Below are 16983 nucleotides of genomic sequence, written 5' to 3'. Positions count from 1 at the left end.
ACCCCCTCTAGCCCCAGCACCATGCCCGCACTGAAAATGTCGCCTGCCGGTGTCAGCAGCTTGCCGCCCACCGCCCCTACTTCCGGGCGCCGGGCGTGCTCCAGAAGCAGGCCTAACCAGTCCTGCCCAAGTTCCGTCGTGGCGCCTTCCAGCCAGACCAGATACTCACCGCTGGCCTGCTGGGCAGCCTGGTTGCACAGGTACACCCAGGGCAGACCCGCCTTGAACGACAGGACACGCAATAGCCCACCTGCAATCTGTTCAACGGCCGCGAGCCAGGCGTGAACCTCTTCGTCGAGGTCGGTAGGTGCAATCAGCAGCACCTCCAGCACTTCATGGCGAGTGCGTTCCAGCAGCGAAGTGATGCAACGTTGGAACTGCGTCAATGTTCCTCGCAGCGGTATGAGAATGCTTACCGAGGCCTGCGAGGCCTGGCCATAGGCGATGCGGTAGCGCCCTGAAGGCAGGGTCGTCACCTTCCCCAGATCATAGCCACGGGCGTTGAGATGCCGAGCAATAGCGGCCTGCTCGTGAGGGCACGCCTGGCGTTGCGCCAAATCCTTGACCAGCAAGGGCGTAGCCACATGAGCAACGCAACCAAGGCCAAAATGCTCGATCAGGCGCAGCTGGTAGTCAAGTTCGAAGGCTTGCCCATAAGCGCCATCGAAACCGCCCAGTTGCAGCAACGCGTCCTGGCGCAACAACCAGTGCCCACCGAGCCCGCCCGGGTCTCCCAGCAACAGGTCAAGGTTCAGATCGGGGCGCAGCACCTCGCCAAGGCTGCCATCCGCGGCGCGACTGACCTCATCGGCATACAGCGCCACACATTCATCGGGCAGCACCGCCAGCTCACGACCGATGACCAGCAACGCATCATGACTAAAGACCACCCCCGCCCGCACGATCAACTGCCAGCGCGCCGTCGACCGCTGCACCAGGGCATTGACTACACTGGCCGTCTGGTTGCCGTCCCAGAACACATGCTCCACGCCAGGCACCACCTGCGAGGGGGCAAGCACCGTCACCTGAAGCGTATCGAGCGGGCAGCCCTCCAGGCTTTGCAGCGTACGAGCCAATGCTGCAGAGCCAACAGCGCCATCAGCGAGCACCCGTATGTCGAGAGTTGCCGTTGCCGGGCGCAGGCTGGCATCGGTCGATGCCAAACGTCGCTGCGCCATGCTGTGGCGCCCCTGCAGCCAGGCAGGCAGCGAGCGCGCAGGGGCCGTCGCCAGTAGCATGCGCGCAGCTGCCTGGGTCGTTTCGATAAAGCGATCCAGAGCCTCCCAAAACTCACGCTGCTGCATCAACAGGCGCTCACGCAGCATGCCAATCGTGCTTCTGGCCCGCTCGAGCTCATCCGGCTCAAGGCTCCAGGCTACGCCATGGCTTTTGCTTTCGTGCTGGGCAATCTTGTTGGGTGCCCAGCGGCTCGGCAGAACCACAGCCAGGCAACCACACAGCACTGCCTCGGCGGCCAGCCCCGAGGACTCACCGCAGTAGAAGTACTCGCACTGCTGGAACAAAACGCTCAGTGCCTCCCAGCTGTCTGGCCAGTGCGGCGTGATCTCGACAGCGTCTGCCGGCAGCAGTGACGGATCGATCGTGGCCTGCTGGCTACGCCCCAGGTAGTAGCAAACTTTGCCCGCAACCCGCTTGCTGGGGTCATCGCTGGGACGGAAAACGCTCAGATCGAACGCCGGGAGGAACATCACGCGGTCGGCCGGCATGCCTGGCTGCACCAGGTCACGGGTGTAGGCATAAAAGATGTCGTTATCGCCGAAGTCTGCGGTGGTTCTGATGAACCCTGGCTGATTCAGCAGATAGCGCACCACGATATTGGCGTTCAAGGGGTTGCCGTCGATGACCTCTGGGTAAACGGCAATGGGCTCCAGCCCCAACGCTTCATGGCGGCGCTTGATGTCGTCACTGAGAAAGGGCGTCACCAATTCTGGCTGGCCTTGGACAGTGACAATGTAGGCCTCCTGGCCAGAACGGTTCAGCGCGTCGCAGAGCATGTGCAAAACGCGAATGCCTGCAGAGCTGCGCCGGTATTCCGACACATAGATGTAATAGGGCTGAGGCCGCCTGGAAAAGAGTTCACGCATCAGCGTCACACCTTGAGCAAGAAATGGAAGGTCGCCGGGGCTACAGCCCCGGATCGATGGCACTGAAGCTCAGGCCGAACGCGGCAGTGCATGGGCCCAACGGGCCATGCTGTCGATGCAGCCGTCCAGCGAAGTCCAGGTTTGCAGCCCCAGTGCCTTGGCACGGTTTGTATCGGGCACGTAGAAAGAGCGCGCTGCGCCCTCTGGCCGCCCCAGGATGCGCAGCGGCTTGTGCGGCGCGACACGGGCAATGACCCGCTCAGCCAGCTCGGCGATAGTCACTGGCTGGTCGGAGCCGACGTTGTAGGCCTGCCCAGGTTCGCCGCGCACCAGCAACAGCAGTAGCCAAGCAGCCAGGTCGGCACCATGCAGGTAGCTGCGCACAGCCTCGCCGCTTGAATTGAGTACGATTTCGTCGGCGAACAGGGCATCGCGCACAAAGTTGCCGATAGCGAAGTGTGCATCCAGTGGCAGGCCGGGGCCTGCAAAAGCAAAGCAGCGGGTCATCACTACCGGCAGGCCATGGGCCTGGGCATAGAGGGCGGCCAGGGTTTCCTGCGCCCGCTTGCCTTCGCCGTACGCGCTGCCGGCCTGGTTGCTTGGGCAGGCACCGGCATGCTGCTCTGGCACCCCACGGTCACTAGGCAAGTCGCCGTACTGGGCGCCAGAGCCTGTAATTAGCACGCGCTCGCAACCGCTTTGCACAGCCAGGTCAAACACCCGACGGGCGCCTTCGACAATTGTTTCGAACAACGCCAAGGGCTGCGCATGAGCAGCGGCCGAAGTATCTGCTGCTGCATGCACGATCAACTGCGCAGGCCGCCCGGGCAGCGCGCCCAAGCGGCGAATGTCGGTGACCTGCCAACGCAGCCAGGCACATTCGCGATAGCCCGGCATTGCCGCCAGGAAAGCAGCCGGATCCCGCGAGACCAGCGTCACCTCGATGTCAGCCCCTACGCGGTTGAGCTGATTGACCAGCGCCAGCAGCCAGCGCCCGAAGAAGCCGGTTCCCCCGGTCACCAACAAGTGCTTGCCGGCCAACGCTTCATGCAACTCAGCCAGCACGGGCAGGCGCCGTAGCTCCTCGCCAACCTGGCCATCGCTACGCGGGTCGAACGCCTCGAACATCATGCCAACCTCGCCAGCACGCCCATCACCTCGGCTTTGCGCCAGCCGAGGTCAACCGGCAACAGGTGGCTATCGACCACCCTCAGCCCGGCACCCTCTACCAGCCGATGGAGTGCTTGCTGGGTAAAGAAGTTGATGTGTTCGTGCCAGTGCTTCTTGGCCCTGGCGAGGGTCAGGCTATCCGGATGCTCGCGCATCAGCGCCTCATGAGGCACTTCGAGATAAAGCAAAGTGTCGCGACCCATCGCTGGGAGGATCTGCTCGAGGAGCGACCTTGGCGATGAGACATGTTCCAGCACCTGGCAGCATGTCACCAGATCGTAGCGGCCACGCACCAATTGGTCCGGGCTGATCGACTCAGCCCCATCGGCCAGCTCTACCGCCGATATGTCATGCACGTGCAGCAGCGAATGCTGCCCCCGGAACGGCGTGTTCAGGCCGCTGCCACCTCCCCAGTCGAGCACCGCAGGCTGCCTGGGGACATGCCTTGCCAGCCAGTGCTCGACGTCGGCGATATAGTCCTCACGCCCGTGGTAATGCGCGGCCACGGCGGCATAGCCGGGTTCGTAGTGGTCGCGCTGGCGGGTGTAGGCTTCGTCCCGATAACCTGCATACAACGCGGCCATCTGCGTATCCGTGAAGCGGTAGTCGAGAAACAGCGCGCCACACACCTGGCACTGCACCGAATTGCACAGGGTGTAGGCCATGCCAACACGCAGGTCGCGCAGGCCCCATTCGACAGTGATCTCGACAGGGTCGTGATCAAAGACCCGCTTGGCCACGAAGGGCATCAGCACCGCGCCGGACTTGTCCAACTGCTCGCTGGCACAACAGATGCAGGCGCGGGCAATGAAGTCCCCAGGCGAGGTCACCATGTGCTGCGCCCCCCGTCGACCACCAGGTTCGTACCGTTCATGTAAGTGCTGGCATCCGAGCACAGGAAGGCTATCGCCCCCCGGTACTCGTCAGCCTCGGCCATGCGCCCCAGCGGAATGAGCTGGGTCAGGCGGCTGAGAAACACATCGTTCTGCCCAGCGAAAACACCCCCTGGAGACAAGGCGTTGCAACGTACGCCCTGCTCGCACCAGTAAGTGGCCAGGTACTTGGTCAGGCCAATCAGGCCATGCTTGACCACCGAGTAGGTCACAGGCTTCACCGGCTGGTTGTCCGCCTCTCGGCCATCGACCCGGTACAGACGCTGGTCCGGCGCAATGACGCCAAGATCAGAGGCAATGTTGATGATCACCCCACGCCCTTGGCTCGCCATCTGGCTGCCAAATATCTTGGCGCAATTGAAAGCGCCCCCCAGCCCCACGTCGATATCCAGGCGCCACTGCTCCCAGGGGAAATGCTCGAGCCGCGAGAAATCCTGGCCGTCGGTGTTTTCGACCTTGGGGTTGCGGGCAGCGTTGTTGATCAGGATATCGACCTTGCCGAACGCAGCCTGCACTTGATCGGCGGCATCTTTCACGGCAGCCAGGTCGGTGATGTCGGCGACCAGGGCAAGGGGCTTGCAGGGATAGGTTTCCTGAAGTTTCGCGGCATTGCGCTCAAGACCAGCAGCGTCGATATCCAGCAAAACTGGCGTGCCGCCCAGACCGGCAATGGTGGCGGCATGCTGGTAACCCAGCAAGCCGGCACCACCGGTGATCACTGCCACGCGGCCGCTCAGATCAAACAGTGCCTGCACGTCATTCATCGACCTGAACCTCATCAAGGCGGATTTCGCGCTGATCTTTCAGCGAACGCAGGGCAGCCAGGGCCAGGCGCAGGCTCTGCAAGCCATCATGCAAGTCCACGACCGGCCGCTCGCCACTGGACACGCATTCCAGGAAATGCCCGGCCTGGGCAAGGAACATGTCGTTGCGCGCAAAACCTTCAAAGGCATCCTGCTCGCACAACTCACCCTGGGTGTCATACACCCGCAGGCGGTTGGCCAGCAGGTCCATCTCAGCCACACCGGCATCGCCTGCGATCTTGAACACACGCACCGGCGGCCGCTGCAGGTAGTCCTGATGCAGCATCACCGGGAAGCGCCCGGCGGAACTGTCATAACGCAGCAACGAAGACACACTGTCTTCGACGTCGATTTCCAGGCCACTCAACTGGCCGCCATGGCTGGTGATACCCTGCGGCAGGCCGAAGAACCAATAGAGCAAGTCCATTTCATGGATCTGCGAAAGCACCACGCCGCCACCTTGGTCGGCACGGGCCGCATACATCTGCCGGTAATCTTCATAACGATGCCAATTGGGCAAGTACTCGCCTATTTCGGCACGCACACTGATCAGGCGGCCGAAGAAGCCGCTGTCGAGCAGGGCTTTCATGCGCTGCAGGCCAGGGTGGAAGCGGAACTGGTAGCCCACGTGGAACACCAGGCGGCGCTGGCGAACCTCCTCCAGCAACTCGGACACACCGTGCAGGTCGCTGGCCAGGGGCTTTTCCATGAATACCGGTACGTTGGCCTTGACGCAGGCCAGCGCTACCGGTACGTGCAGCGCATTTGGATTGCAGATGAACGCAGCGTCCGGCGCCACCGCCAGCGCCGCGTCCAGGTCCCGGTGCACGGTAATTCCGTAGTCGGTTTCCAGGTCAGCGCCTTCATCGATGGTCAGGTTGTCGCGCAGCTTGATCTTCTGGCCACGTACTCGATAGGCGTGCACCTCAAGGCGCTCGCCCAGCAACTGGCGCAGGTTGCGCAAATGACGCTGGCCAATCCCACCCAGGCCACAGAACAGCACTTTCACAGGTTTGCTCCCTTTTTCTCGCTCAAGGCGTTGCCACGCAGCCACTCACAGGCAAGCGTCGCCATCTGCGCCAGCCAGCGCACTTCATCACCCGGCTCACCGCGCGCCACCTGCAGCACGAAATCGCCGCGGTAGTCATAACGGCGCAGTTGTTCGAGCAGCTCGGCAAAATCAGCATCCCCCTGCCCCAGGGGCACGGTAGTACTGCCCTGGCGCCGGTCCTTGATGTGGAAACTGCCAATGCGCTTGCCGTAGGCAGCAAACTCATCTGCTGGGCGGAACCCCAGCGATGCACTGTTGCCCGCGTCGTAGTTCACCCACACCATCGGGTGGTCCAGACGTGCCAGGAATGCCGCAAAATCCTGAGGCCCCAGGTCGGTCTCCAGGTGCAGTTCCACCCCAAAGCGCTCGGCTTCGGGCAGCACTTTGGTCAGCGCCTTGACGACCTGCTCGCACTCATCCACGGTACGCATGCTGGAAGCATCGACAAACGGCAATACCACGCGGGTAACGCCCATTTCCGGGCAGATGCCCAACAGCCACTGCAGGCGTTCAAGCAACTGCTGATGCTCGGCTTCGCTGCAGCGCAGCAGCGGGCGATCCATGAAGTAATCGGCGCAGATCGATACCACCGAAACCTCGTGGGCGTTCAGCGCCTGGCGCAGTTGCTCGCGGCCTTCCGGGGTTTCCAGCGGGTTGGCCCCTTCGCCATACAGGTCGTAGATCCACTCGATACCACGCAGCCCGGCTTTGCGGGCATTCTCGATTTCGCGCATCCAGCCATCGCGGGGGAAGGACTGGAAGCGCCCGCCCTCGGGCGCCCCCAACCGGCCTTGCATGGTGTACAGGCCGGCGTCGGCGTACTGGCTCAGGTAATCGCTCATGTCATTGCTCCACCAGCGGAATCAGCATGTTGGCCTGCAACTCTTCTGGCTCAAGGAAGGGGAACAAGTCCTCCAGTGGCCTTGAAACCATTGCGCCGTTCTGGCCGATGCGCGAGGTCACCCGCGGGCCAATGGCCTGGTCAGGCTCGACCATCAGTTCACAGAGCACCGGGCCTTCCTGGGCCAATACCTTGTCCAGGCTGGCACGCAGGTCATCCTCACCGGTGATACGCACGGTCGCCAGGCCAAAGGCGGCAGCCAGGGCGCTGATATCCGGCAGGGTCAGCCCGGAATCCGGATCACACCCGATGGTTTCCTTGAAATACCCGCCCTGGGAAGCGCGGATCGAGGCATAACCGTTATTGTTCAGGATGAAGTACTTGATCGGCAGGCGCAGGCGGCGTACCACTTCAAGCTCCTGAATGTTCATGACGAAACCACCGTCACCATCCACCGAAATGGTCCGCCGCCGTCCGCTGCCCAGGCAGCCGCCAATGGACGCTGGCAGGCCATAGCCCATCGAACCGAGGCCGCCTGTGGCCACCGCGCGCTGGCCACGCTTGAGGCGCACGGCCAGCCAGAAGGTGTCCAGCGCCGCACCGGAACTTCCCGGAATGATCTGGTCGCCTTCGGCCATGGCTGCCGACAGGGTTTCGGCAAACACATAGGTATTCACGTAAGGGCTCGGCTTACGGTACTCCGGCAGCACCACCGGGTAGCTGTGCTTCCACGCCGTGCAACGCTCGATCCAGGCAGGATAGGCATGGTCTCCCTGCGCGGTGGCCTGGCTCAGGCCGTCGATGAACGCCTTGGCATCGCAGACGAAGCGCTCGTCAGGCATATCACCGAGCTTGTCGATTTCGGCCGCATCGATGTCTACCACCACGATGTCGGCAGCACGGGCGAAATGCGCGCGGTTGAAACCGGTGATGGAGAAATCCATGCGGCAACCGATGGCCAGTACCAGGTCGGCATTCTGCACAGTGAAGTTGGCCCCACGGGCGGCAACCGTACCACAACGCCCGAAGTAGAGCGGGTGATCGAATTCCAGCAGGTCGGCACCGATCCAGGTGGTCAGGGTCGGAATACCCAGTTGCTCGACCAGCTGACGCAGGCTGGTTTCAGCCGAGGCACAGTGCACACCATTGCCAACCAGCAGTACCGGGCGCTGTGCCTCTTTCAAACGCTGAGCCAAACGCTGCAACGCAGCCGCGTCGGGCAAGTGGGCGTCATCTTCGGGCGGCTCGAAGCCTTCCAACTGGCCAGGGTCGATCTCGGTAGCCTGAACATCCAGGGGCACATCCAGCCACACCGGGCCTTTGCGCCCGTTCAGCATCAGGTAGGCAGCCTTTTCCAGCTCGTACCGCACGCGCAGGGGGTCGAGCAGGCACACAGCGTACTTGCTCAGCGGGCTGACCACGCTGACGATATCCAGCTCCTGGGTCCCCAACTGGCGCAGGCCAGTCTCGCCCTTGAGATCGGCACGCTTGACCTGGCCCGACACGAAGAACATCGGCGTGGATTCGAACCAGCCACCGGCCAGGCCGGTAATAGCGTTGGTGGCCCCAGGGCCGGAGGTGACCAGGCAGGCGCCGAAGCGCCCCGAGGTACGGGCATAGCCTTCGGCAGCGATGGCCGCGCCTTGCTCGTGAAGCATGCTGACCGCACTGAGACGCGGCTGGCGCAGCAAGGCATTGTTCAGGTGCATGGCACCACCGCCAGGCAGGAAGAACACATGCCCGATGCCCTGGTCGGCGATGAACTGGAAGATATAGTCGGCAACGCGCATGGGGGCTTTACTCGGCACGATTCAAAGTGGGAAGACGGTCGGCAGGCACGGCGTACAGCACCAGGTCCCAGCCTTCTGCCAGGTGCGGCCCGAGGCTGAAGTGGTAGCCCGGGTAGTAACCGTGCAGTTGCAGCAAGATGCTCCAAAGGTGGTCTTGCTCGTGGTACACGCACACGGCGATAAGCGGCTGGCGCTCGCTGATCAGGCGCTTGCCGCCAGCCAGGCACTGCGGTTCGAACCCTTCGATATCGATCTTGATGAACGTCGGGGAGGCGATGGTTTCGGCCAGCTCATCGAGGGTTGTCACCTGCACGCGCTCACTGCCGCTGCCAACACGGGCAGCAGGGCCACCAGTGGCTTCCATGAAGATTTCACCGCTGCTGTCGCCGACAGCCTTCTGGTGGGCATGGAAGCGCTCGCTGCCCTCCAATGCCGCCAGCGTGGCACGCAACGCCGCGTGGTTGGCCGACGATGGCTCGAACGAATGAATCTGGCTGAACGGGCGGCCGCTGTGCAGATACCCTTCGACAGAATCGCCATTGAACGCGCCAATGTCGTAGACCACCTCGTCAGCCCTGGTGTTGCTGAACGCTGCATCGAAGTAGATTGCACGTGGCGAAGCAGGCGGCAGCAGGTCGTAGTCGAGGAACAGACGCCATTGCACGTGATCGACGAACAACTGGCGCGATGCGTCGTCGCCCAGCAAGGCATAAGCCTGGCGAATGCGCTCGGCTTGGGCAACCACCTTTTCCGGGAGGTCCAGCGAATAGTGCGGCAGGAAGCTCTCGTGGTAACGCCATGCCAGGTGCCCGAACAGCGCGATGCGTTGGAAGCCCAAGGCCAGCAAGGGCTCAAGGCGATCCTGCATGCGATCGGTCGCTTCGCCGCACCAGATAGTGGCGATCATGCCTGGCAGCTCGCCCTGGTGCTGCGCCACGTAGTCTGCTGGCTTGAACACCGGGACGCCCTGAACCTCGCTGCCCCAGAGAGCCGGATTGTTGTCGATGAACGCCTCGGGGCGCAGCCCCATGCCTTGCAGGACCTTGACAGCCTTGCGCCCCAGGTTGCCGGCGCCAAACAGGATGAAGGGCTTGTCCAGGCCGCCGAGCAGGTGATCAAGCGTTTCGTGCTGGCGCTGGCGGATGGCTTCCACGGGCTCGCTCAGCAAGCGCTCCAGGCGGTCGTTCAGATGTTCAACAGTCATCAATGGCGCCTCACAATGATTCGAGGAAACGCAACGCCGACCAGAAGCCGGCACCGTGGTCCTTGTGGCCCTGCCAGACTTCAGGGATGAAGCTGGCATGGGTGTTTTGTGCAATCTGTGCCCAACTGGCAGGCCAATCGATGTCGCCGGTGCCCATCAGCACACCTTCACCGTTGGTGCCCTTGGCATCGGCCACATGCAGGTGCGCCGAGTACGGCAGCAGCTTGTGCAGCGCAGCCTGGAAGTCGAGGCCGAAGTGGAAGCAGGTCATCTGCAGGTGGGACAAGTCCAGGCACAGGCGCAAGCCATGGGTGCGTGCCTGCTCGGCCAGCTCGTCGGGCATCATGAAGATGTTCTGGTGACGCTGGCCACCGAAGTGCCAAGGGAACGGCGCCATGTTCTGCGGGATCAATTCGGTCCCGGCAAAGTCGACCCGCGCACAGGCCTCGTGGAAGCGCTCGTAAAGCTCGCCACGCATGGCCAGCGGTCGCGGCTGGTCGGCAGAGAAACCTCCGATGTTGGCGACGATCAACCGGGCATCGGCGTGGGGGAAGAACTCACCAATCTGCAAGGTGGCATCCACCACCCGCTGCAGATTGTCGATCGAGCGCTGACGATACGCCGGGTCATCGGCCACCAGGTCCAGCAGTTCGCTGTTCTCGAACAGCTCCGGGGCGTGGACGACCAGCCGCGAACACTCGGTGCGCGCCAGGAAAGGCGCCGGTGCCAGGCTCAGGTCACGGTACGAGAGATGGAACTCGAACAGGTCGGGGGTAATGCGGCGATGATAATCGGCGAAGTCGTGGTACCGAACTGGTACGCCCCAGCGTACGGGGAGGTTGAACGTCAAAGGCTGGCTCGCCTGCTGCTCTTGCAGGTCGCTGTCGAACAGGAAATCGCCTTGGCTGATATCACGGTTTGCCGGTTTGCCCAGCAGCTCTTCGAGGCGATACGGCGCCAGGCCCTGGCCGGGGCTGGCCACCCGCAGCATATCGGCGCTGATGAGGGTGCCTCGGCTGATATCGCGGGCAGCGATGACGCTTTTAGCCAGGTTCTCGCGGTTGAGCAATTCACCCTGGCTGGCATGACGCCCAGGCCCTTGCCACGGCAAGGCCAGTTGCAGTTGGCGAATACCGTCGACCAGTTGGCGGAACTCGGTCGGCTCAAGGCTGGCCAGGTGGTCCGGCCCTTCCATGTCGCGATCCAGGGTGATGTGCCGCTCCACCAGCTTGGCACCCAGCGCCACAGCGCCCAGGGTGATGGCGATGCCTCGCTCATGGCCGGAGTAGCCAACCAGCCCGTGCAGCTCCTGCAAACGGCGCAGATAGCCCAGCTGAATATCGGACTCCGGTGCCGGGTAGGCGCTGTTGCAATGCAGCAGCGCGAATGGCGTGCCGAGCGCGTTGAGCTGCTCGATTGCACGGATGATTTCGTGCTCGAACGACATGCCGGTGGACAGAATCAACGGCTTGCCCAGGCTGGCGGCCTTGGCGATGAGATACGGGTTGCACAGGTCGGCCGATGCGATTTTCAGCGCCGCCACATCGAAGGTCGCCAGCGCATCGACACTAGGCTCGTCCCAGGGCGTGCACAGGTAGGTAATGCCCTTCTGGGCGCAGTAGTCACGTACCTTGCGATGCTCGTCCAGGCTCAGCTCGACCTTGTCCAGCAGGTCCTGGATGTACTCGACGCCCAAGTCTTCGGCTCGCGAACCATCGGCCTTGCGTCGATACAGGGCCTCACGGTTGCGCAACTGGAACTTGACGCAGTCGGCACCGGCTTCGATGGAGGCATCGACCAGGCGCAGGGCCAGCTCCAGGGAGCCGTTGTGGTTGTTGCCCACCTCGGCGATGACATAGACGTGCTCGCCGCCCAGCGGGGTGCCGTCAAGAAGAATGGGGGTCATTGGATTTTCGCTCGCCATGAGGTTACGCCGCTGGATTCAAATCGGAAATTCTGGGTTTCGCAGCCAAGCTCGGACAACACGCGGATCACCCGCTGACGTAGCTGTGGCTGGACATAGAACAGGAAGAAGCCGCCGCCGCCTGCGCCCAGCAACTTGCCGCCCACCGCGCCAGCGGCGATGGCCGCTTCATAGATATCGTCGAGCCGACCGTGGCTGATCGCAGTTGAGAAGCGCTTCTTCAGGCGCCAGGCCTCATCGAGGCAAACCCCGACACCGCGCAGTTCGCCACGGATAAGGTGGCGATGCATCCGCCGGCACAACGCCACGCTGGCGTGCAGCAGTTCGGTTTGCGAGTCCTGGGCTTCGATCTCTTCGCGCTGTTGTTCGTGCAGGCGCCCCGAATCGTGGGAGATGCCGGTATTGCACAGCAGCAGGCATGATTCGAATTCGTTGCGGATCGCGTCTTCCAGGCGAATCGGGTGCACCAGGTTGCGTTGGTTCTCGAACTCGATCAGGTTGAAACCGCCGAACGCAGAGGCGTACTGATCCTGCCAGCCCCCCGCAATGCCAAAGCACAGGCGCTCGGCCTGGAAGGCGAGCTCGGCGATCTCGTAGGTGCTCCAGCGGTCCTGGCGCAGCTCGTTGAACACTGCAATGGTCGCCGTGGTGGCCGCCGAAGACCCGCCAAGGCCAGAGCCCACCGGGAAGTCCGAACGCAGGAACAGGTCAAACCCGTAGTCAGGCTTGATCACCGCAATGATGGTGGCCAGCAGGCTTTTCTCAGGGGCTGCCAACAGGTCAGCCAGCGAATGGAAGTGCTCCTCGCGCGCCAGGTCTTCAGCATGAATGCTGATCTGCTGGTCCTTGCGTGGCACCAGCGTGGCATGGGCATACAAACCGACCGTGCAACTGAGCACCGCCGCCGGGTGGTCGATGAAGAAATAGGTAAGGTCGGTACCGCCTCCACAGAAGCTCATGCGCACCGGCGCTCGAGCCCGCGCCAGCACCGGCACCTCGGCACTTGCGGCCAACTGGCGGGTGTAGACTTCAGCCAAGCGCTGCTCAGCATCTACCCCTGGGATGGCAATGTAGCCAAGGTCGAACAGTTTCAGCAGCTCTTCTCGCGAAGTGCCGACAGCTACCGCCCTGAACTGGCGGTTCATGCAGGTAGTGACGGGGGCGTCGGTCTGCCCCCCCTGCAGCAGGTGTCGACGCACATCACCATTGGTCACCACACCCACCAGGCAACCGCCATCGTCGACAACGAAGGCGATCTGCAAGGCACCGGCCTCGATATGTTCGATGGCATCGAGAATGCTGCGCCGCGCGCTGATGCTCAGGGTCTGGACGAGTGAGTTCATGGTGCAGTGCCCCCCTGGAATTCACTGGCATAACGGGCGAACGACTCCGGCGTGCCGATATCGATGAAGCGCCCCTCGTATTCACCTACGCCCACCGTTGCCCGTTGCAGCAGCGAGGGCAGCAGGTCGCGCTCCAGTGAACATGCCTGCACGGTGGCACCGGCAAATGCCGTGGCAACAAAGGCGTAAACCCCCGCGTTGATCAGGCCCGGGCCAGCCGGCCCTTTTTCTTCTATCGCACGCAAGCCACCTTCGCTGTCGAGCGCCAGGCTACCGTAGCGGCTGCGGTCAGCGACCTTGACCCCGACCACACAATTGCCGTCGGCCTGCAGCGCCTGGCGATAGGCCGGCGCATCCAGGTAGGTATCGGCGTTGAGCACCAGATAACGGGCCTGCGCGGGCTGCTCCTGCAATGCATTGAGCAACGCCCCACCGGTGCCCAGTGGCTGGGCTTCGACCACCAGATGCAGCGACAGGCCACTGGCCGTTGCCAACACGCTGAGCTGCTCGGCCATCTGGTCGGCACGAAAATGTGCGCACAGCACCGCCTCGGTCACGCCCGCCTGCGCCAACTGGCACAGGACCGCCTGCAGAAACGGTGCGCCATGCACCGGCACCAGGGCTTTCTGACCGCCCTGGGTCACACTCTGCAGGCGCGTGCCAAAGCCGCCACACAGCACGTAGGCGCGCATCAGCGCAGTCTCCGCACGTAGCTTTCGATGCTGCTTGCCGCATGCTCCAGGTGCGCCTCGCCCAAACCCGGCCACAGGCCGATCCAGAACGTGTCCTTCATGACCTTGTCGGTCACGCTCAGGTCACTGGCTACCCGGTATTGCTGGTCTTTCATGTACGGCTGGCGGGTCAGGTTGCCAGCAAACAGCAAGCGTGTGCCGACATTCTGCGCATCGAGGTGGCGCAACAGGTTCAGGCGTTCTACGCCACAGCCATCGCGCAGAGTCAACGGAAAACCAAACCACGAGGGGTCGCTGCCGGGGGTGGCGTGGGGCAGGATCAGTTGCTCGGTGCACCCGGCCAGGCGATCGCTGAGCCAGGCGAAGTTACGCTTGCGCGCGGCGATGAAGTCATCCACCCGGTCCATCTGCGCCAGCGCGCAGGCAGCCTGCATGTCGGTGATCTTCAGGTTGTAGCCCAGGTGCGAGTAGGTGTACTTGTGATCATACCCCTGGGGCAGGTCGCCGAGTTGCCAGCAGAAACGCTTGTGGCAGGTATTGTCTTCGCCTGGGCCGCAATAGCAGTCGCGCCCCCAGTCCCGGAACGACTCGACGATACGCTTGAGCAGCGGCGAATCGGTGAACACCGCCCCACCCTCCCCCATGGTGATGTGGTGCGCGGGATAGAAACTGAGTGTGCCAAGGTCACCAAAGCTGCCGACCTGACGGCCATCGTAGGTGGCACCCAGGGCATCGCAGCAATCCTCGATCAACCACAACCCGTAGCGGTCACACAGCTCCCGCACGACCTTGAGGTTGAACGGGTTACCCAGGGTGTGAGCGAGCATGATCGCCTTGGTGCGCGGGCCGATCGCGGCTTCAATCAAGTCCGGGTTGATGTTGTAGGTGCCCATCTCGATATCGACGAACACCGGCACCGCACCGAACTGCAGGATCGGGTTGACCGTGGTGGGGAAGCCCGCAGCTACGCCGATGACCTCATCGCCCTTCATGATCGCCCGGTCGCCCAATCGTGGCGAGGTCAGGGCCGAGAACGCCAACAGGTTGGCGGAAGAGCCGGAGTTGGCCGTCAGCACGCCGCGCCGTCCAAGGTAGCGCGCCAGGCGCTTTTCGAACGCCTGATTGAAGCGCCCAGTGGTCAGCCAGCCATCGAGCACCGCCTCGGTCATGGCCTGAAGCTCGGGCGCTCCGATAACCTTGCCCGATGGCGGCACGGCATGCTGCCCTGGCACGAACGATGGCGCGGTGAGCTCAAGCTCGGCATAACGGCCTACGAGCTCGGCAATTTGCTGACGCAACTGCTGCGCCGTTTGATCAGTCATTGGATTTCGCCTTCATGAGCCGCGATCTGCGCGCGGCTGTAGTGCTGCATGTCTTGGCCATCGCGCCAGGCACGATGCCATTCAAGGGTCTGGTGCAAGGCTTGCTGTAACCCCCAGACCGGGCGCCAGCCCAAAAGCTGGCGGGCCCTGGAGGAGTCAAGGGTGAGCAGGCCGGCCTCGTGCGGCTGTGCAAGTGCCTCCACCGACCAGCGCGCCTCGCCTGGCCACAACGTGGCCATGGTCTGCACCACCTCGCCGACGGTGGCGGTGCCTTCGCTGTCGGGGCCGAAGTTCCACGCCCGAGCCATGGCCTGGCCTTGCTCCACCAGCGCCTGAGCCAGCAGCAGATAGCCCTGCAACGGGTCAAGGACGTGCTGCCAGGGACGCACCGCGCCCGGATAGCGCAGCACCAGCGACTCATTGGCATCCCAGGCACGCAGGATGTCGGGCAACAGGCGATCGGCCGACCAGTCGCCGCCGCCGATCACGTTGCCAGCACGGACCGTTGCCAGTGCAACACCACGCTCGCGCAAGAATGAATCGCGCCACGAGGCGCACAGCAGCTCGACACAGGCTTTGCTGCTGCTGTAGGGGTCATGCCCGCCAAGGGCATCCTGCTCGCGATAGGGCCACTGCCATTCACGGTTTTCGTAGCACTTGTCACTGGTCACCACCAGTACCGCTTGCACGCTGTCGCACTGACGCACCGCCTCAAGCAGGTTCAGGGTACCGGTCACATTGGTCGCATAGGTTTCGGCCGGAGTGCGGTAGGACTCACGCACCAACGGCTGTGCAGCAAGGTGCAGCACCACATCCGGACGGAACGCCGCCAGGCTGCGCGCCAACTGTGCCGCGTCACGGATGTCCGCAAACTCGCCAGCCATCCGCTCGCTCAATCCCAGGCAGTCATGCAACGCCGGCGATGTGCCCGGCGCCAGGGAGTAGCCATACACCTGGGCGCCCAGCTCGCTCAGCCACAACCCCAGCCAACCGCCCTTGAAGCCGCTGTGCCCGGTCAAGAAGACCCGACGCCCGCTCCAGAAGCTGCGGCTTACGACCATACCCGCCATTGCGCCTCTCCCGACTTCCAGCGCTCTTCCAGGTAATTGCGATCACGCAGGGTGTCCATCGCCTGCCAGAATCCACGGTGGGTATGGCTCATCAGCTGGCCGCTCTGGGCCAGCGCGCGCATCGGCTCATATTCCCAGGTGGTGTCGTCGCCCTCGATGAAATCGAAAATGCCAGGCTCAAGTACAAAGAAGCCACCATTGATCCAGCCACCGTCACCCAATGGTTTTTCCTGGAAGCCATGCACCTGCTCGCCACGCACGTCGAGTGCGCCATAGCGCCCTGGTGGTTGCACGGCCGTGACCGTCGATAGCTTGCCGTGATGCTTGTGGAAGTCGACCAGTGCGCCGATGTCGACATTGGCCACTCCATCGCCATAAGTCAGGCAGAAGGTCTCGTCGCCCACATAGTCGCGCACACGCTTGATCCGCCCGCCAGTCGCGGTGTTCTCGCCGGTATCCACCAAGGTTACGCGCCAGGGCTCGGCGTTGCGGTTGTGGATATGCATACGGTTTTCCGACATGTCGAAGGTGACATCGGACATGTGCAGGAAATAGTTGGCGAAGTATTCCTTGATCACGTAGCCCTTGTAACCGAGGCAGATCACGAAGTCGTTGATCCCGTAGTGCGAGTAGATCTTCATGATGTGCCAGATGATGGGCTTGCCGCCGATCTCGATCATTGGCTTGGGACGAAGATGGGACTCTTCGCTGATGCGTGTACCCAGGCCGCCGGCCAGGATGACTGTTTTCATTGTCGACTTACCTTGAGAGGCCG

At 62.9% G+C, this 16983-nt stretch carries 14 protein-coding genes; all 14 read right to left on the bottom strand.

Translation table 11 applies throughout. The annotated features are described in order from the left end of the window. Window positions 1–2105 (bottom strand): glycosyltransferase family 2 protein (locus tag AC3WL2_RS16355; RefSeq protein WP_146023536.1); only part of this gene is annotated, 2105 nt, incomplete at its 3' end. Between the two features lie 69 nt (window positions 2106–2174). Beyond that, a complete protein-coding gene (locus AC3WL2_RS16350; protein WP_256582633.1) occupies window positions 2175–3236 on the bottom strand; it encodes an NAD-dependent epimerase/dehydratase family protein in 1062 nt (353 codons plus the stop codon). Then, complete coding sequence (locus AC3WL2_RS16345; protein ID WP_102683053.1) at window positions 3233–4108, bottom strand: class I SAM-dependent methyltransferase; 876 nt, start codon at window positions 4106–4108, stop codon at window positions 3233–3235. Before AC3WL2_RS16345 ends, AC3WL2_RS16350 begins: the two co-directional genes overlap by 4 nt. Continuing rightward, on the bottom strand, window positions 4102–4932 hold the full coding sequence (locus AC3WL2_RS16340; RefSeq protein WP_173862432.1) for an SDR family oxidoreductase: 831 nt from the start codon (window positions 4930–4932) through the stop codon (window positions 4102–4104). The genes AC3WL2_RS16345 and AC3WL2_RS16340 overlap by 7 nt, the downstream gene beginning before the upstream one ends. Further along, window positions 4925–5980: a Gfo/Idh/MocA family protein gene (locus tag AC3WL2_RS16335; protein ID WP_102683055.1), complete on the bottom strand. Its 1056-nt coding sequence runs from the start codon at window positions 5978–5980 to the stop codon at window positions 4925–4927. The genes AC3WL2_RS16340 and AC3WL2_RS16335 overlap by 8 nt, the downstream gene beginning before the upstream one ends. Further along, complete coding sequence (locus tag AC3WL2_RS16330) at window positions 5977–6864, bottom strand: sugar phosphate isomerase/epimerase family protein (protein WP_102683056.1); 888 nt, start codon at window positions 6862–6864, stop codon at window positions 5977–5979. Before AC3WL2_RS16330 ends, AC3WL2_RS16335 begins: the two co-directional genes overlap by 4 nt. Window position 6865: 1 nt before the next feature. Further along, entirely contained in the window at window positions 6866–8653 is a 1788-nt protein-coding gene (locus AC3WL2_RS16325; protein ID WP_102683057.1) for a thiamine pyrophosphate-binding protein, read from the bottom strand. A 7-nt stretch (window positions 8654–8660) separates the two neighbouring features. Continuing rightward, window positions 8661–9857, bottom strand: coding sequence for an FkbM family methyltransferase (locus AC3WL2_RS16320; RefSeq protein ID WP_158247511.1), 1197 nt, complete (start codon window positions 9855–9857; stop codon window positions 8661–8663). A gap of 10 nt (window positions 9858–9867) precedes the next feature. Beyond that, entirely contained in the window at window positions 9868–11763 is a 1896-nt protein-coding gene (locus tag AC3WL2_RS16315) for an N-acetylneuraminate synthase family protein (protein WP_102683059.1), read from the bottom strand. After that, entirely contained in the window at window positions 11760–13124 is a 1365-nt protein-coding gene (locus AC3WL2_RS16310; protein WP_102683060.1) for a GHMP family kinase ATP-binding protein, read from the bottom strand. Before AC3WL2_RS16310 ends, AC3WL2_RS16315 begins: the two co-directional genes overlap by 4 nt. After that, complete coding sequence (locus AC3WL2_RS16305) at window positions 13121–13816, bottom strand: sugar phosphate nucleotidyltransferase (RefSeq protein WP_102683061.1); 696 nt, start codon at window positions 13814–13816, stop codon at window positions 13121–13123. Before AC3WL2_RS16305 ends, AC3WL2_RS16310 begins: the two co-directional genes overlap by 4 nt. Beyond that, window positions 13816–15138, bottom strand: a complete 1323-nt coding sequence (gene rfbH / locus AC3WL2_RS16300) for a lipopolysaccharide biosynthesis protein RfbH (RefSeq protein WP_102683062.1) — start codon at window positions 15136–15138, stop codon at window positions 13816–13818. Before rfbH ends, AC3WL2_RS16305 begins: the two co-directional genes overlap by 1 nt. Next, window positions 15135–16208 (bottom strand): CDP-glucose 4,6-dehydratase, encoded by a 1074-nt coding sequence (rfbG, locus tag AC3WL2_RS16295; RefSeq protein WP_207238338.1) that lies wholly within the window; start codon window positions 16206–16208, stop codon window positions 15135–15137. Before rfbG ends, rfbH begins: the two co-directional genes overlap by 4 nt. Then, window positions 16190–16960 (bottom strand): glucose-1-phosphate cytidylyltransferase, encoded by a 771-nt coding sequence (rfbF, locus tag AC3WL2_RS16290; RefSeq protein WP_102683063.1) that lies wholly within the window; start codon window positions 16958–16960, stop codon window positions 16190–16192. The genes rfbG and rfbF overlap by 19 nt, the downstream gene beginning before the upstream one ends. Window positions 16961–16983 lie beyond the last annotated feature (23 nt).

Source organism: Pseudomonas sp. FW305-96 (genome assembly GCF_058783825.1).
The sequence above is the reverse complement of the archived record's forward strand: the minus strand, read 5'-3'. Positions and strand labels throughout refer to the sequence as shown.

What these genes read in the sequence shown, in the direction of transcription:
- AC3WL2_RS16325 (WP_102683057.1), bottom strand. Translation starts at nt 8,653, where the DNA reads ATGCGCGTTGCCGACTATATCTTCCAGTTCATCGCCGACCAGGGCATC.
- AC3WL2_RS16340 (WP_173862432.1), bottom strand. Translation starts at nt 4,932, where the DNA reads ATGAATGACGTGCAGGCACTGTTTGATCTGAGCGGCCGCGTGGCAGTG.
- AC3WL2_RS16320 (WP_158247511.1), bottom strand. Translation starts at nt 9,857, where the DNA reads ATGACTGTTGAACATCTGAACGACCGCCTGGAGCGCTTGCTGAGCGAG.
- AC3WL2_RS16315 (WP_102683059.1), bottom strand. Translation starts at nt 11,763, where the DNA reads ATGACCCCCATTCTTCTTGACGGCACCCCGCTGGGCGGCGAGCACGTC.
- AC3WL2_RS16345 (WP_102683053.1), bottom strand. Translation starts at nt 4,108, where the DNA reads ATGGTGACCTCGCCTGGGGACTTCATTGCCCGCGCCTGCATCTGTTGT.
- rfbH (WP_102683062.1), bottom strand. Translation starts at nt 15,138, where the DNA reads ATGACTGATCAAACGGCGCAGCAGTTGCGTCAGCAAATTGCCGAGCTC.
- AC3WL2_RS16350 (WP_256582633.1), bottom strand. Translation starts at nt 3,236, where the DNA reads ATGATGTTCGAGGCGTTCGACCCGCGTAGCGATGGCCAGGTTGGCGAG.
- AC3WL2_RS16310 (WP_102683060.1), bottom strand. Translation starts at nt 13,124, where the DNA reads ATGAACTCACTCGTCCAGACCCTGAGCATCAGCGCGCGGCGCAGCATT.
- rfbG (WP_207238338.1), bottom strand. Translation starts at nt 16,208, where the DNA reads ATGGCGGGTATGGTCGTAAGCCGCAGCTTCTGGAGCGGGCGTCGGGTC.
- AC3WL2_RS16330 (WP_102683056.1), bottom strand. Translation starts at nt 6,864, where the DNA reads ATGAGCGATTACCTGAGCCAGTACGCCGACGCCGGCCTGTACACCATG.
- rfbF (WP_102683063.1), bottom strand. Translation starts at nt 16,960, where the DNA reads ATGAAAACAGTCATCCTGGCCGGCGGCCTGGGTACACGCATCAGCGAA.
- AC3WL2_RS16305 (WP_102683061.1), bottom strand. Translation starts at nt 13,816, where the DNA reads ATGCGCGCCTACGTGCTGTGTGGCGGCTTTGGCACGCGCCTGCAGAGT.